Source organism: Pseudoalteromonas sp. SG45-1 (assembly GCF_014164135.1).
Lineage (GTDB): Bacteria > Pseudomonadota > Gammaproteobacteria > Enterobacterales > Alteromonadaceae > Pseudoalteromonas > Pseudoalteromonas distincta.
Window position 1 is genome coordinate 19,526 of sequence record NZ_JACJEP010000015.1, and the last position, 15,380, is coordinate 34,905.

General features: G+C 37.6%; 15 protein-coding genes. 10 read left to right on the forward strand and 5 right to left on the reverse strand.

Annotation, left to right across the window (positions count from 1 at the left end; genetic code table 11):
- Positions 1-110: 110 nt before the first annotated feature.
- Complete coding sequence (locus H5117_RS13225) at positions 111-452, reverse strand: hypothetical protein (RefSeq protein ID WP_002961684.1); 342 nt, start codon at positions 450-452, stop codon at positions 111-113.
- Between the two features lie 150 nt (positions 453-602).
- On the opposite strand from H5117_RS13225, the gene H5117_RS13230 reads away from it, so the two are divergent.
- On the forward strand, positions 603-1,355 hold the full coding sequence (locus H5117_RS13230) for a Nif3-like dinuclear metal center hexameric protein (protein WP_182198005.1): 753 nt from the start codon (positions 603-605) through the stop codon (positions 1,353-1,355).
- A 14-nt stretch (positions 1,356-1,369) separates the two neighbouring features.
- On the opposite strand, the gene H5117_RS13235 is transcribed toward H5117_RS13230, so the two are convergent.
- From H5117_RS13235 to H5117_RS13245, 3 genes are all read right to left on the reverse strand, one after another.
- Complete coding sequence (locus tag H5117_RS13235; protein ID WP_182696420.1) at positions 1,370-2,134, reverse strand: YdcF family protein; 765 nt, start codon at positions 2,132-2,134, stop codon at positions 1,370-1,372.
- A gap of 54 nt (positions 2,135-2,188) precedes the next feature.
- Positions 2,189-3,076, reverse strand: a complete 888-nt coding sequence (locus H5117_RS13240) for a LysR family transcriptional regulator (RefSeq protein WP_002961689.1) — start codon at positions 3,074-3,076, stop codon at positions 2,189-2,191.
- A 410-nt stretch (positions 3,077-3,486) separates the two neighbouring features.
- Entirely contained in the window at positions 3,487-5,856 is a 2,370-nt protein-coding gene (locus tag H5117_RS13245; protein ID WP_182738282.1) for an EAL domain-containing protein, read from the reverse strand.
- Between the two features lie 292 nt (positions 5,857-6,148).
- On the opposite strand from H5117_RS13245, the gene pyrC reads away from it, so the two are divergent.
- The 9 genes from pyrC to H5117_RS13290 all read left to right on the forward strand — a co-directional run bounded on the left by pyrC (position 6,149) and on the right by H5117_RS13290 (position 14,990).
- Entirely contained in the window at positions 6,149-7,201 is a 1,053-nt protein-coding gene (gene pyrC / locus H5117_RS13250; RefSeq protein WP_182673530.1) for a dihydroorotase, read from the forward strand.
- Positions 7,202-7,638: 437 nt separating this feature from the next.
- A complete protein-coding gene (locus tag H5117_RS13255; protein WP_002961702.1) occupies positions 7,639-7,842 on the forward strand; it encodes a cold-shock protein in 204 nt (67 codons plus the stop codon).
- 1,070 nt (positions 7,843-8,912) lie between these two features.
- Positions 8,913-9,683 (forward strand): DUF3450 domain-containing protein, encoded by a 771-nt coding sequence (locus H5117_RS13260; protein WP_165742764.1) that lies wholly within the window; start codon positions 8,913-8,915, stop codon positions 9,681-9,683.
- 6 nt (positions 9,684-9,689) lie between these two features.
- Positions 9,690-11,054, forward strand: a complete 1,365-nt coding sequence (locus H5117_RS13265) for a MotA/TolQ/ExbB proton channel family protein (protein WP_002961707.1) — start codon at positions 9,690-9,692, stop codon at positions 11,052-11,054.
- Positions 11,054-11,578, forward strand: a complete 525-nt coding sequence (locus tag H5117_RS13270; protein ID WP_002961709.1) for a MotA/TolQ/ExbB proton channel family protein — start codon at positions 11,054-11,056, stop codon at positions 11,576-11,578. The genes H5117_RS13265 and H5117_RS13270 overlap by 1 nt, the downstream gene beginning before the upstream one ends.
- Positions 11,579-11,592: 14 nt before the next feature.
- A complete protein-coding gene (locus H5117_RS13275; RefSeq protein ID WP_002961710.1) occupies positions 11,593-11,997 on the forward strand; it encodes a biopolymer transporter ExbD in 405 nt (134 codons plus the stop codon).
- Positions 11,997-12,614, forward strand: coding sequence for an energy transducer TonB (locus tag H5117_RS13280; RefSeq protein ID WP_024603667.1), 618 nt, complete (start codon positions 11,997-11,999; stop codon positions 12,612-12,614). The genes H5117_RS13275 and H5117_RS13280 overlap by 1 nt, the downstream gene beginning before the upstream one ends.
- A gap of 11 nt (positions 12,615-12,625) precedes the next feature.
- A complete protein-coding gene (locus H5117_RS13285; protein ID WP_002961712.1) occupies positions 12,626-13,885 on the forward strand; it encodes a lipopolysaccharide assembly protein LapB in 1,260 nt (419 codons plus the stop codon).
- A 61-nt stretch (positions 13,886-13,946) separates the two neighbouring features.
- Complete coding sequence (locus tag H5117_RS13290; protein WP_182738284.1) at positions 13,947-14,990, forward strand: hypothetical protein; 1,044 nt, start codon at positions 13,947-13,949, stop codon at positions 14,988-14,990.
- A 16-nt stretch (positions 14,991-15,006) separates the two neighbouring features.
- On the opposite strand, the gene H5117_RS13295 is transcribed toward H5117_RS13290, so the two are convergent.
- Complete coding sequence (locus H5117_RS13295) at positions 15,007-15,333, reverse strand: conjugal transfer protein TraR (RefSeq protein WP_182711554.1); 327 nt, start codon at positions 15,331-15,333, stop codon at positions 15,007-15,009.
- Between the last annotated feature and the right edge of the window lie 47 nt (positions 15,334-15,380).

Genomic DNA, 15,380 nt, shown 5'->3' on the forward strand with positions numbered 1-15,380 from the left:
ATAGCCGCTTTTTTTAGCCTTACACAACTTATAAAGCTTTATGTTTTTGGCAAATAACGGATATAAAAAAACCGCTTAACGCGGTTTCTTTTAAAAATCATAAATGTTGATTAAACAACACCGCGCGGTAAGCGACAGTCATGATCTTTACGAGCTAAAATTACAATCCAAAGTTCTTCCGCTGTGTAACCTTCTTCATTTTCGGTAACAACAGTGAATGGCGCTTTTTTCTGTGCTTTAACAGGAGCAGCTGCTTTTGGTTTTTTCGTTTTAGTTGTTTTACCAGAGTTTAATTTTTTAGTAAGCTCTGCTACGTCAGCTAGGCGTAAATTTTTACCGCCATCAATGCTGTACCAACCAGGTTTGGTTGTGATTTCAGGTTTTTTACCATTGGCAGTTTCGTACGCTGCTTCAAAGGCAGATAACACTTCTGTTTTGTCTAGTTTGCTCATCAGAGACCCTATACGTTGTGAACACAGATAAAGAAGAGGTATTTATACCTATTTTAAAACAGTTTTTCAATTTTTTGCGATTTTCCTTCCATTTTAGGCCTATAAACGCCAAAATTTGCACAAAATTCAGTGCTAAGTAAGGTAAGTTGTATGCAACGTAGAGAATTTAACCAACTCCTAAATGACATTTTGAAACCTCATTTAATAAAAGATTTTTGCCCAAATGGCTTACAGGTCGAAGGTAAAAACGAAATTAAAAAAATTGTGACGGGTGTAACCGCAAGTCAAGCTTTAATAGAAGCTGCTATTGAGCAACAAGCAGATGCTATCTTGGTTCATCATGGTTTTTTTTGGAAAGGGGAATCTCAACCAATAACGGGTATGAAAAAGCGTCGCATAGGCGCACTACTAGCAAACGATATTAATTTATTCGGCTATCACTTACCACTCGATATTCATCCAGCAGTTGGCAATAACGCACAACTTGCAAAGTTATTAGATATTGAAATTGAAACAGGGCTAGAGCCAACTTCAAATAGCGTAGCAATGAAAGGGCGTTTAAAAACACCATTAAGTGGTGAAGATTTTGCAGATAAAATTGCAAAAGTGCTTAATCGAACCCCGCTCACAAGCTTAGTACGCTCAGCTAAAATAGAAACCATTGCACTGTGTACTGGTGGTGGGCAAGGATATATTGACTTAGCAGCAGAGCAAGGCATTGATGCTTACTTAACGGGTGAAGCATCGGAGCAGACAATTCATAGTTCTCGTGAGCAAAACATTGATTTTTTTGCAGCCGGGCATCATGCAACAGAGCGCTATGGTGTAAAAGCACTAGGTGAGTTACTTGCTCAAGAGCATGGTTTTGATGTGACATTTATAGACATAGATAACCCAGTTTAATTAGGCTATATAAGTTACAGCGCCTCTGGATCTATCCAGCGGCGCAAACTTATCCATATATTTCCTACTACTTCGTGACTGTATTGAGTAACCACAAGTAAGGCATGAGCATTGGGAATAAACTGCTTGCTCCATGGAAGTGCAGCAAAATTATGATAATCAGTGGCTGCGGTTATGACTTCAATACCTTGAGCATTAAATAAGTCTTTGGCACGGGGCATGTGCAGTACAGATGTTACTAGTGCAACTTTAAAGTCGACTAATTTTGATGCCAGTAATTTAGCTTCTTCACCTGTATCCATTGCTTTTGGATTTTGGAAAATACGGCTCTTATTAACGCCTAAACTAATTGCCGTTTGATACATAAGCCCGCTATTAGTGGTATTTTTATAACCCCCGCCTGAAACGATAAGCTCTGCATTAGGGTAGTGTTTCGCCAGTTTTACACCTTCGACTAAGCGCGTTAGCGCACAATTACCTAATTGATTATTTGAACTTAAAGCCGAATTTGGGTTTATATCGCAACCTAGTACAACTATTTTGTCTATTTTTGGATGCTTTAGAGTATTAAACGCAAGCGACGCTGGTTCATTATTTTGGATAATTAAATTGGCGATAAAGGGGGTGCTCAATGCAAGTAATACAATTAAGCTTAAAGTAGACAAGAAGAGGGCTGATTTGCGGCCTTTAAATGCCAGTGGGAGCATCAGGCACGCAAATAAACCAAATAGAGGCAGTGGCATAAGTAAACCACCAATCATTTTTTTAATAACAAACATAAGAGTTAAACGCTGTAGAGTTAATTACAGCGATATTACTTATTATATTGATGATTATCGACCGTTATTTAGCTTACACGTATTTAAAAAGTGACGATAAACAGGGTTATCTTTCATGTCTTTTTTCATCGCTAAATACATAGGGCGAGTAAGACCAAGAGCGCCTAAAGGAATTGATTTAATTAAGCCTTGGCTTTCATAAGGTGTAACTAGCCAATCAGGTAAAGCGGCAACGCCCATGCCGGCACTTACTAGTTGAAAAATAAGTAATCCTTGGTCAACCGTTTTTAATGTACCGTCAAAACGTGCATTTTGAATGAAATGCTTAAATATATCTTGGCGTTCTCGCGGGATAGGGTATGAAATAATAGTTTCGTTTTTTAAATCAAGCGCTGTTACATACGCTTTTTTAGCAAGTTCATGATCCGGTGCCACAATAAGCTTCAATTTAAAATCAAATAAGTGCGCGTATTCTAATGTGTCGGGTTCGCGTATGTCAGACGTTAAAACTAAATCGAGCTCATCGCTTAGTAAGTCAGGAATAGCGTCGTAACTAAAGCCACGTTCATAATCAATTTTTATATCAGGCCAAAAGTTATTAAATTCTTTAATAGTAGGTAATAACCAATGAAAACATGCATGGCATTCCACGCTCAAACGTAGTTGAGAAATAGGCTGGTTTAAGCTTTCTTTTAAACGACATTTAGTCGCTTCCATTTTTGGCAATATTTCGTGAGCTAATTCAAGTAATAGCATTCCCTGAGGGGTAAAGCGGACTGGTTGAGTTTTACGCTCAAATAATTGGCAATCCAATTTATTCTCTAAATCTTTGATTTGATGAGATAAAGCAGACTGTGTCAAAAATAACTCTCGTGCAGTATTAACCAAAGATCCTGTTTCTTTTAGGGTTGCTATGGTTTTTAAATGTTTAATACCAATCATCTTTAAAAATTCTCATGGGAAAAGTGAGTTCAGCTCAGATTAATTACATACTACGCCTATATAAAAAACGTTTCAACGTCTAGATGGCTAAAATTATGCGTTTTATTGCAGTTTATCGCTATGAATCGTGAAAATATTAGAGTTAGTAATGATAAAAGTCATTTGAAAACTGGTTTGATGAGTTTTAGATGAGTTTGCTTCATGTTGTATTTTAAATATAACGATTGCTGTGCGTTTTAGCTCAGCGTGAGTTTTAACCATGCTGATAACGGTATGAGGTGAGGTTTGTTGAATGCTTACTTTAGATTGTGCTTTAAAAAATAGAGTCGTTTTGCCTTATAGCTTAAGTTTAGCTCAATGGGAGAGTATATGCGTAATACCTAAGCCAGCGACCTACTCGCTGGCTCTTTTTATAAGGGTTTATTAATTAGTAATATGGCTTCTTTGGCAGTGACAGGTTTTGATTTTAAAAAGCCTTGACCATAGTCGCACGCGGTGGATTGCAAAATAGTTAATTGCTCAACTGTTTCTATTCCTTCAGCTACAACTTCAAGTTTTAATGATTGCGCAAGTGATAAAATGGCTTCAACAAGTGGGTTAGTAGAATCCTGTAGATGGTCAATAAAGCTTTTATCTATTTTTAAAATATGAATAGGCAGTTGGTGCAAGTAGCCTAGTGCTGAATAACCTGTTCCAAAATCATCAAGACATAATTTTACTTTTAAAGGTGAAAGACCTTCAATTATTTGAGTGGCGAGTTCTAGATTTTCTATTAAGCCAGATTCGGTAATTTCTAAGCATAAAGAACCAAGAGGTAATTGGTACTTATTATAAATGGAATGTATTTGCGCTACAAAATCGAGGCATGCAAAGTGTCGTGACGATACATTAACGGTGACTTTTAAAAAGCGATGGCCTTGTTGGTGCCAATTTGAAATATGCTGGGCCGCCAAATCAAGTAAATGTAAATCAAGATTTATAATTTGCCCTGTAGTTTCAGCTATCGGTATAAAGTCATTAGGGGGTACAAACCCTTTTGTAGGGTGATGCCAACGAACAAGTGCTTCAAAGCCGATAACTTCACTGGTAGTAATGGTGAAAATTGGTTGAAAATAAAGTTCAAACTCGTTGTGTTCAATACCGTGTTGTAAGTCGTTTTCTATATCGGCATGGGTTTTAAGTTTTTTACGCATCGTGTTATTAAAAAACTTTACCTGACCACGTCCGGTTGACTTAGCTTCATACATAGCGGCATCGGCTTGTTGCAGTAATATATAAGCTTCGTCGTTTACGTTATCTGTATAGGCAACCCCAATACTCGTTGATGCTTGGAGTAAGTGGTTATCTATATTTAAAGGTTTTGATAATGCGTTTTTAATGCGGTTTAAAGCTTCATTAACTTGGTTTTTATGCGTGATGTTTTCCATAAAAATTGCAAATTCATCGCCGCCTAAACGTGCAAATGTATCCGTGCTTCGTACTGTACCTTTAATCAAGTCGCATATTTTTATAAGGAAGTGGTCCCCAACTTCATGCCCGAGCGAATCATTAATACTTTTAAAACGGTCAAAGTCTAGATACAACAGGGCATGGCTAGTACTCTTTTTAGCACGCGTTAAACGTAAAATAGCATGTTTTATACGTTCAATAAGTAGTGAGCGGTTAGCAAGGCCTGTAAGCTCGTCATGTAATGCTTTGTGCTCAAGTTCTTGGCGGGCTAATTGCCTATCAATTGCCATACTTATTTGGCGACTTACATACGTTAGAAGAGCACTATCGTGTTCGTTGTAATGCAGTGTTTTATCGTAGCTTTGTACAACGATAACCCCGCTTATACGATCACTTGTTTGAAATGGAACACCTAACCAAGACTCAGATTGCCGACCTACCATTTTAAAATCACCGTTATTAATGTGACTTTGAAAGGCATCTTTGTTAAGTAATAGGGTTTGCTCTGTTTTTAGAAGGTAATATGAAGCGGTATCTTTAAGTTGTTCTTTAGATATTTTTTGATGAGTTTTAGTGTTTATGCCTTCTTCGACTATGTAAACGAGGTCAAGTATATCTACTTTTTTGTCGTATAGAGCGATAAAAAAGTTATCGGCTCGAAGTAAGTTATTTATGATTGAATGCAAGGCTTTAAAAAATGTATCTAGGTCATTCGCTTTGTAAGTTAGGTTAGCTATTTGTAATAAGCTGTTTTCTAATTTTTGTGCATTGTTGAGTTGCTCAACTGTTTTTTGTAAGCTATTTACTGTATTAACCTGGTTAATCTTGGCACTGAGTAAGTGAGCAACTGTTGTAAGAATTTCAAGGTGTGCATTGGTAAAATAACCTTTGATTGGGTGCTCACAATCAATAACACCTAAAACTTGTTCTTTATATATAAGGGGAACACATAGTTCTGATTGAGCAGGGCGTTCATCAGCGATATAACGGCTGTCTTTCGTTACATCGTTAATAATTACCGCTTTTCCGGTCGTTGCAACTGCGCCCGTTATACCTTCACTAAAACGTATTATTTTACGTTCCGCTTGATATTTGTCCCGCGCGTGTGCAATACCCATTGATGCAACTTGGTTTAATGTATTTGCATTATTGTCAGCTAGATATATGACACAATCAACAAACCCTAAGCGATTTACAACGTGCGTTGTAACATACTCAAACAATTCTTCTAATGTATCGAGTTGCAATAGGCTAGATGAAAATTGATTAATGATACTTAGTTGATCAGTTTTTATCTCAAGCGCTCTAGTAGCATCGGTTTTATAAGACATAGGCAATTTATATTGTTCTTTTTATTTTTAAATTCGCAGTTAAGTTAACCTAATCTTGGGTTTTTGTACAAATTAAAGCGATGAGTGGTTTCAATACACTGTAAAGTTTTAATATAGCGAGTTTTAATTAATCATAAATCATTACAATAAGCTAATAACATTGAATTTGCTCATTGTGCTTTAAATAGTACCTCAGTAATTTTATCCATATAAAAACTTTATTTTTAATAAAATCTTTACTCGAAAACATCATATGCCTATGATCGGATAAATTCAGCCGTGGAACAAAGTAATGACAAGTAATAATACAAACTCTGTAACAACCCTTACTATCACTCGCCCTGATGACTGGCATGTACATTTACGTGATGGTGACCAGTTAAAAGACACTGTACGCGATATTAGCAGATACATGGGCCGCGCTATTGTTATGCCAAACCTTGTTCCGCCAGCAACGTGCACAGATACGGCATTGTCGTACAGAGAACGCATTATGTCTGCAAATCCACAAGGCAACTTTGAGCCATTAATGGTTTTGTATCTCACGGATAAAACTACACCAGATGAAATAATAAAAGCTAAAGCGACAGGTAAAATAGTAGCAGCTAAGCTTTACCCTGCTGGCGCTACCACTAATTCTGACTCGGGTGTTACATCAGTAAAAAATATTTATCCAGCTTTAAAAGCAATGCAAGAAGTAGGCATGTTGCTGTTAGTGCATGGGGAAGTGACAGATTCGTCGATTGATATTTTTGACCGTGAAAAAGTATTTCTGGATACAATTTTAGGAGATGTAGTAAATGACTTTCCTGAGCTTAAAATCGTACTCGAGCATATTACGACTAAAGATGCAGTAGAGTTTGTAGTTAATGCACCTAGCAATGTAGCGGCAACAATTACAGCGCATCACTTGCTTTATAACCGCAATCATATGTTAGCGGGTGGAATTCGCCCACATTATTACTGTTTGCCAATTCTCAAGCGTAACATTCACCAGCAAGCATTAATGGCTGCAGCAATAAGTGGAAATAAAAAATTCTTCTTAGGAACTGACTCTGCACCACATTATAAAGATAAAAAAGAAGCAGCTTGTGGGTGTGCTGGTGCATACACGGCTCATGCCGCTATTGAATTATATGCTGAAGCATTTGAGGATGCAGGAGCTTTGGACATGCTTGAAGGGTTTGCAAGCCACTTTGGCCCTGATTTTTACGAATTGCCGCGTAATACAGATACAATTACATTACAAAGAAAGCCGTGGAAAGTACCTGCAAGTTATACATTGGGCGACTCTGAAGTTGTGCCTATAAAGGCTGAAAATACAATGGATTGGTCTGTCGAATAACCAATAATATATTTAAATCTAAAGCCGCTTAATTTTTAATGCGGCTTTTTTGTTTGTGCTTTTGATATTATTGAAGCGTAATTCGACGACAGGGTGGTTGTAGGTGGCTTTTGATCTCGCTTACAGCAATAAATATTACAATAATACTTATAGTTTTTGCTTGTAAATTAGTCAGTTAAAGGCGATTTAAAACAAATTTATATTTTTAAGAAATAATTCCTAATTAATAGAGCGAAAAAAAATATAATGTGTTAATCTTACCTTGCTTTGAGTTTTTATGTATTGAATTTACGGATATTGTGCTGCGTTTAAGGTTACCGGTTAGGTTATTACTTGTTCCTGTACTGTACCTCCATATTTTTGAGCATTGACTCAGGGAGGATATTGCCATAATAATATGGCTGAATTTTAATTATTGACTTACAGGAAAATTTAGTATGTCGGTTACTGGTAAAGTAAAGTTTTTCAACGAAGCTAAAGGCTTTGGTTTCATTGAACAAGAAAATGGTCCTGACGTGTTTGTACATTTCAGCGCAATCACTGGTTCTGGTTTTCGCACTCTTAGCGAAGGTCAAGCAGTGACATTCAGCATCAAACAAGGTCAAAAAGGCCCTGAAGCTGAGAACGTAGAAGCAGCATAATTTATTATGTGAACTCTAGTTCATCTTGGTGAAGCAGGTTTCTGTTTCACCATAATTCCCCTTCCTTAAATCTATTTATTTTAATACCTCAAATTCTCCTTTTTTTAAACTTAAAAAACTACTCAAACATTCTATCTTTGCAAAGCTAAACAACTAATAATCTAACGGACAAAACAATCCTCTAATACTTTTAAAAACCATTCATAAGAATTTATTCAATGGGCCTGATACCAGCTTAAATAAAATCGATGCTCAATATCCATCCATGCAAATTCTGTTTTAAGCTTACTCTGTCTGACGAAGGCTACTCATTGATAAGGGCTTATAGGTGCTTCTATTACTTTATTATGTGAACGTAAAGCTTCATTTATAGTGTATTACTAATAAAGTAGGATAACTCTTCATGATTAACTTAATCACTGAATTAACCTTAACGTTAAAATAGTATTAAAGAATACTTTAAAGCGGTAAATATAACCTGTTTAATTATCAAAAGCTTTTATGCTGCTAAAAGAAATGCATTGTTGAGTTTATTATTACTATTTATGGAAAAACACGTTTTAAAATAGTTTTAAAAGTAACGTATATAAAGCGTGAGTATCCGATATTAAATATTATCCAGTGTTGTTTTTTTGTGCGACAAATGGTTTGTTTTTTCAGATGAAGTGTAACTGAGGCGATAAAACACGATAAAATCGTGTAAAAAATAACTTTTGTTATATCAATTTATATTTTTTTTAGTTTTTTTTCAGTGCTAATTCAGCTTTAGCTAAATGTTGCAATAATGTTGTTTTATGTCAGTGCAATGCGAATAAATACACCCCTTAAAAGGCTTTAATAGAAATATTAAGAAAAAGCTTCGTTGCAATAATGTTAACTGTTGTGGGCTGGTACTTTCGTTTAAGCATTAACTTAGCTATTTATTTACTGAGATTAGTAAACATCAAGTTGACAGCGCTAATTGCATTTAGCATTATTGGAAGGTTGATATCTATTAAAAGATATCAGGGTTGTTCTCCTCGGAGGATAATTAAATTATAAAAGTAACATTACTTAATTGGTTGGGAACTATGTCTGTTAAAATCAGAAAGAGTCTTGTAGCAACTGCGTTGGTTGGCGCATTTGCATTTGCAAGCAGCAATGTGATTGCAGATCCTTTGAATGACGTGCAAAAAGCAGGTCAACAAATTCAAAAGGCTGCTGTTAAGTCTCAAACTAAAATTGACAATGTATATGGTCAAACTCAGGAGCTAATCGCTGAGTACCGTAGCGTTGTTGATGAGACTGAACTTATGAAAGTGTATAACGATCACGTGTCGCGCTTGGTTGATAGCCAAAACGCTTCAATTGAATCGTTTGATCGTCAAATCGCGACTATTGATAACACTAAACAAAACGTTGTGCCTTTGATGTATCGCATGATCGATACGCTTGAGCAATTCATCAAAGCGGACGTTCCATTTAATCTTGAAACGCGTTTAGGACGTGTTGAAAGACTACGTGAGATCATGGTTTCTGCGTCTGTAACGACGTCTGAAAAATTCCGTCAAGTACTTGAAGCTTACACTATTGAAACAGCATACAGCTCTCTTGTATCTGCTTCACAAGGTACTCTAGAAGTTGATGGTAAAAGCATTAACGTTGATATCGGTCAGTTAGGTCGTATCACTTACGTTGCTCAGTCTTTTGACTTGAAACATGCTTGGGTGTGGGATAACAACACTAAACAGTGGAAAGCATTAGGCGAAGAATACCTAAAACCTGTTAAAGAAGTTATTCGTATGGCGCGTAAGCAAGCGACATTAGAACTTGTTAAACTACCTATCTTTGGCGCGGAGTAATCAATAATGAAGAAACTATTTAAAGGTTTTGCTGTTGCAGCAGTACTAACTGTTTCTGCAGGTACCGCGCTTAATGCACATGCAAATACTGGAGCTCTAGATAAAATTCTTGAGCAAGTAAAGCAAGAGCGTATCTCTGAAGGTAAAATCAATAAGCAACGTGAGCAAGAGTTCTTATCAGAACGTGCTGACAAGCAAGCATTACTTAACAAAGCTAAAAGCCAACTTGCTTCTGAGAAGTCTCGTGGTGAAAGCTTAGCTAAGCAATATGCACAAAACGAAAATACGCTAGCTGAAAAAGAAGCAGCTCTTCAAAGTGCCCAAGGTACTTTAGGTGAGATGTTTGGTGTTGTACGTCGTGCAGCTCAAGATGCTATCGGTTCTATCGAAGCGTCACTAGTTAGTGCTGAAAAACCAGGTCGTGCTGAAATCTTACGTTCGTTAGCAGCTGCTAAAGAACTTCCTACAGTTCGCGAACTTGAAGAACTTTGGATTTCACTTCAAACTGAAATGACAGAATCAGCTAAAGTTTCAACTTTTGAAACTGAAGTTGCTGGTCTTGACGGTAACCCGTCAATGAAAAAAGTAACACGTATCGGTAACTTTAACTTAGTTACAGACGATGGTTACTTAATTTATTCACCAGAGACTAAGTCTATCCAGCCTCTAGGTAAGCAACCAGACGGTTATATCTTAGACGGTATCACGGCTCTAGAAAATACATCACCAGATAACTACGCTGGTGTTTACATAGATCCGACTCGTGGTGCTATCTTACGTATCAACACTCAAAAAGCGACCCTTATGGAATACTTCCATCAAGGTGGCGTAGTTGGTTATATCATCACGGCTTTACTTGGCCTAGGTATGCTAATTACTCTAATCCGCTTTGTTGACCTTACACTTACTACTAGTAAGATTAAGAGCCAGCTTAAAAATGTTGCTACACCGAATACAAATAACCCACTGGGTCGTATTCTTAAAGTGTACCATGACAACAAGAACCAAGATGTTGAAAACCTTGAGCTTAAACTTGATGAAGCGATTCTACGTGAAACGCCACGCATTGAAGCTGGTATCAATATAATTAAGATTCTTGCTGCAATCGCACCGTTACTAGGTCTACTAGGTACAGTAATCGGTATGATCTTAACGTTCCAAACAATCACATTGTTCGGTACGGGTGATCCGAAGATCATGGCAGGTAACATCTCTCTAGCACTTGTAACTACAGCGCTAGGTCTAATTGCTGCATTACCACTAATTCTACTTCATGCTCTTGTAGCTGGTCGTAGTAAGTCGGTATTACACATCCTTGATGAGCAAAGCGCGGGTATCGTTGCTACTCACGCGGAGAAGGAGAAAGCCTAATGCTAGTCCTGATGGAGATATGGGAATCTATCAGGGATTTTGTTGGCACAGGCGGCCAGGTTTTATACGTGGTCGCGATAGCACTCTTTCTTATGTGGGTTTTAATGATTGAGCGCTATTGGTTCCTACTTGCAGAATTTCCTCGCACAGCGAAAGAAATTGTAGCAAAGTGGGATGCCCGCCAAGACACTACGTCTTGGTACGCACACAGAATCCGTGAAGCATGGATTTCTGAAGCGTCTGAAAAATTAGATCAGCGTATGTTGTTGATTAAGACATTAGTAGCTGTTTGTCCTTTAATAGGCTTACTTGGTACTGTTACTGGTATGATCTCGGTTTTTGAAACCATGGCCAACCAGGGTACGGGTAACGCACGTTTAATGGCATCAGGTATTTCAATGGCAACAATCCCAACAATGGCTGGAATGGTTGCGGCACTATCTGGAGTATTTTTTAGCTCACGTCTTGAGACAAAAGCTAAAATGGTGAAAGCCAAACTTATTGATAGTATGCCTCATCACTAGAGAGAGAATTAAATATGGCACGTAAACAACGTTTTCGTGAAGAAGAAGAAGCAGCGGTTGATATGACGCCAATGCTTGACATCGTATTTATCATGCTTATTTTCTTTATCGTAACTACATCGTTCGTTAAAGAGGCTGGTATCGAGGTCAATAAACCTAAAGCGGCTCAAGCTACTAAGCAAAAAAATGCTAACATTTTTATTGCTATTCGTAGTAACGGCGAGATCTGGATTGATAAACAGCAGGTTGATGTTGAACGTATTTCAGCAAAAATCGAAAGTTTATTAGCAGAACAACCTACTGAAGTTGTAATTTTGCAAGCTGATAAAGAAGCAAAACATGGCGTAGTGGTTAAAGTTATGGACCAGATTAAAGCGACGGGTGATAACCTGAGAATTTCAATAGCTGGAGATCAGTAATGATTCGTTTTCTGTTTTCACTGATTGCAGGTGGGGCAGTTACTTTCGGCTTGTTCTACTTCATGGCATTCCTCATCTCTGGTGGGGCTGACCGTAATACGGAACAAAAAGAGCAGATCATAGTCGAAATAATGACGAATCCGCCTGAATCTAAGGTGCAGGAGAGGAAGCGTGTACCGCCTCCTCCTCCGCCACCGCCAAAGCAGCCGCCTAAACCGCAGCCGCCACAGCCGGAAAATAATAATCCAAATCCTGGTGCTATGTCATTTAATATGGGAAGCATTGATGTTGGTAGTTCGGCAGGTGGACTAAGTGGTCCTGGTGCATTTGGACGAGATGGTGATGCGACACCTATCGTTCGTATAGAACCAAAATATCCAACGCAAGCAGCACGTGATGGTAAAGAAGGTTGGGTTCAACTTTCATTCACAATTGATGAGTTAGGTGGAGTAACTGACGTTGAAGTAATTGACGCAGAACCGAAACGTATCTTTGACCGTGAAGCTAAACGTGCACTGCGTAAGTGGAAGTACCGTCCTAAGATCATTGACGGAAAACCACAGAAACAACCAGGTTTACAAGTTCAATTAGACTTTAAACTTAACCAAGGCAACTAAGGAGGCGAGTAATGAGAAATTTTTCTAAAGTAACTGCTCTTGCAATTCTTATGTCTGTGTCGGGTGCTACTTTAAGTGCATCTGTTTTAGCAGCGCCGGATTACGCAAAGATTGAAGAGCGTAAAAAAGCAAAAACTAAAATCATGGGCGAGCGTACTGGTAAAAAAGTAATTAAAGCATTTGATTTGTACAACGAAGAAAAAGTTGATGAAGCAATTGTTTTGCTTAGAGAAATCGAGCCTTCGAATGACTTTGATAAAGCGACCGTAAATCGTTACTTAGGTAGCATGTACGCTCAAAAAGAAAAGTATGACGAAGCGATCAAGTACTCTAAGCAAGCCGTTGCACCTGATGTTTTAAACTTTGCTGATCAAGAACAAACTCTTAAGTTGTTAGGTGACTTATACGCTGGTACAGAAAAGTTCCAAGAAGCTAAAAAAGCATATGTAGCTTGGATGGACTTTACCGGTGAAGAGGACCCTACGGTTTATACACGTATTGCTCAAGCTAACTATCAGTTAGAGCAATACCGTGATGTTTTTGAACCAGCAGATAAGGCAATAAAACTTCAAAAAGAGCCTAACAAAGGCCCTTACCAATTAAAACTTGGCGCATACTTTGAGCTTAAAGATTATGCAAACATGGTTAAAATTGGCGAAGAAATTGTTCGTGTATGGCCTGATGATAAAAAAGCTTGGGTTAGCTTAGGTAAGTATTACCTACAAACTGAAGATTATTCTAAAGGTTTAGCAACTATGGAAGTTGCATACAAGAATGGTTACTTTGAAAATGAAGTTGAGTATAAAGTCTTATCTAACTTTTACTCTCTAAATGAGATCCCTTATAAAGCAGCTGTAACGCTAGAAAAGGCCATTAAGAGTGAAAAAGTAGAACGTACAAAGCAGAATGTTAGCGCGATTGCGAGTAATTACCATCGTTCTAAAGATTTAGAAAAAGCTGCTAAGTACTACGAAGATGCTGCTAAATTTGATGACGACGCTGAGCTTTACCGCAAAGCAGGTTCATTACTTTTACAATCTGAAAAATTCAGTGCTGCTATTGTTCGCTTGAACAAAGCATTAGAGCTTGGCTCTGACAAAAAAGGCACAATTTATTCAGATTTAGCTGAAGCGTATTACTACCAAGGTAAGTATAAGCAAGCATATGCTGCAATTACTAAAGCTATGGATGACCCTCGCACACGTAAGTTTGCAAAAGGTTGGTCTACATATATTAAAGATAAAGCCGCTCGCAACGGTGTTAAAATTTAATTTTAATTAGCTTAAGCAACTTGTAAAAAGCCCCTCTGGGGCTTTTTTTATTGGAACTACTATGTATAAAAAGCTCTTTTTATCATCACTACTGTGCCTATTTTTAGCTGCATGTTCAAAGCAGCCTCAACCTTATGAGTCGTTTGAGGACGCACAAGTCGCTTTAAAAGCTTTAAACATGGCGCTTGTACAAACAGGTGCTACTAAAGGCAATAACATTGAAAAAGATCAATTGGTTTTCTCTGATGCTTACTTAACAAAACGCCATACTATTTATCAGAGCCTAATGGGTATGGAGCTTAATCTAAATCAAATTGCGCAAGTAAACTATTTGGTAATTGCAGAGCGTTTCCCTGAACGCTACTTTAATTGGCCAGCCCAAGTAAATGTTTTAGAAAACATGCTCGCTTTTGAAGGCTCAAAAAACACACCGGATAATGTTATTACTTGGCTCAAGTTAACCCAAGATACCCTAGACAGTGCTCAACAAAGCAATTTAAAGCTGAACAAGATTGAACTTACATTGTTACAAAGCTATGTATTAAGTGCGATAGCAAGTAACGATGTTCAACCAGCGCTTAAAAGCCATATAAGAGCTTTTATCGATTATTTAGCTAGTTATAAGCCAAGAGGAAGTGTGGGTCTAAGAGGTCTGCCAAATGGCACTCAGTGGTATCAGAGCAAACTTAATTACTTTAGTGGCGAAGTACATTCACCGTTAGAATGGGTTACTCTTTTAAACGAAAAAATAAAAGTATTAGATCGTGTTGCATTCGACAGTAAGCTGCCAACTTCTCACCAAAAATCGTTTTTAGTTCAGTATTTATCTGATGAAAAATTAATAGAAGGCTTAGATTGGCAGGCTAACTATCAAGACTTACCTGCAATGGCGATCGCTATGGATATGTCTCATAAAGATAAAACATTGATGCTTGCGATGATGGAATCAGATATAGGTATTCACTACCATGCGTGGACTTTGCCTCAAGCAAAGGTAAACCTTATAAAGCGCCTACAAATGAGTCCAGAAGAGGCCCAGTACTTGGTTGAAGATATAATTCTCTACCCAGGGCAATCATTTAGCTTTATACAACACATTATATAATGATTTGAAAGTGCGCTTATTGTGCGCACTTTGTACACCGTTGAGTTGCGGGGTCTAGTTCAAGTGACTTAGCTGATATTTTTTCTTCACAATCACAGCAGTAGCCATACTGGCCAATTTCTATTTGACTTAGTGCGGCTTCTAGTTTGGTCATGCGACTGATTAAAAGTGCATACTCAGGGCCTAACTTCTCTGCTGCGCAGTCTAACCATTCACTATTTGCTGTATCAGCTAAAATTTGTATTAAATGGTGATGTGCAGGGTAAGCTGATTTAGAAAGCATGGTTAATATATTTAATTTAACTTGTGCTATTTCATCGTTAAGTCTTTTTTGATGATGCATTATCAGTACAACCTTATTAAATGGGCTTTACGTTATTCTGATATTAT

Excerpts from the sequence above, each read along its gene's own strand:
- H5117_RS13225 (WP_002961684.1), bottom strand. The coding sequence starts at position 452 with ATGAGCAAACTAGACAAAACAGAAGTGTTATCTGCCTTTGAAGCAGCG.
- pyrC (WP_182673530.1), top strand. The coding sequence starts at position 6,149 with ATGACAAGTAATAATACAAACTCTGTAACAACCCTTACTATCACTCGC.
- H5117_RS13295 (WP_182711554.1), bottom strand. The coding sequence starts at position 15,333 with ATGCATCATCAAAAAAGACTTAACGATGAAATAGCACAAGTTAAATTA.
- H5117_RS13280 (WP_024603667.1), top strand. The coding sequence starts at position 11,997 with ATGATTCGTTTTCTGTTTTCACTGATTGCAGGTGGGGCAGTTACTTTC.
- H5117_RS13235 (WP_182696420.1), bottom strand. The coding sequence starts at position 2,134 with ATGTTTGTTATTAAAAAAATGATTGGTGGTTTACTTATGCCACTGCCT.
- H5117_RS13245 (WP_182738282.1), bottom strand. The coding sequence starts at position 5,856 with ATGTCTTATAAAACCGATGCTACTAGAGCGCTTGAGATAAAAACTGAT.
- H5117_RS13260 (WP_165742764.1), top strand. The coding sequence starts at position 8,913 with ATGTCTGTTAAAATCAGAAAGAGTCTTGTAGCAACTGCGTTGGTTGGC.
- H5117_RS13270 (WP_002961709.1), top strand. The coding sequence starts at position 11,054 with ATGCTAGTCCTGATGGAGATATGGGAATCTATCAGGGATTTTGTTGGC.
- H5117_RS13240 (WP_002961689.1), bottom strand. The coding sequence starts at position 3,076 with ATGATTGGTATTAAACATTTAAAAACCATAGCAACCCTAAAAGAAACA.
- H5117_RS13290 (WP_182738284.1), top strand. The coding sequence starts at position 13,947 with ATGTATAAAAAGCTCTTTTTATCATCACTACTGTGCCTATTTTTAGCT.
- H5117_RS13275 (WP_002961710.1), top strand. The coding sequence starts at position 11,593 with ATGGCACGTAAACAACGTTTTCGTGAAGAAGAAGAAGCAGCGGTTGAT.
- H5117_RS13265 (WP_002961707.1), top strand. The coding sequence starts at position 9,690 with ATGAAGAAACTATTTAAAGGTTTTGCTGTTGCAGCAGTACTAACTGTT.
- H5117_RS13230 (WP_182198005.1), top strand. The coding sequence starts at position 603 with ATGCAACGTAGAGAATTTAACCAACTCCTAAATGACATTTTGAAACCT.
- H5117_RS13255 (WP_002961702.1), top strand. The coding sequence starts at position 7,639 with ATGTCGGTTACTGGTAAAGTAAAGTTTTTCAACGAAGCTAAAGGCTTT.
- H5117_RS13285 (WP_002961712.1), top strand. The coding sequence starts at position 12,626 with ATGAGAAATTTTTCTAAAGTAACTGCTCTTGCAATTCTTATGTCTGTG.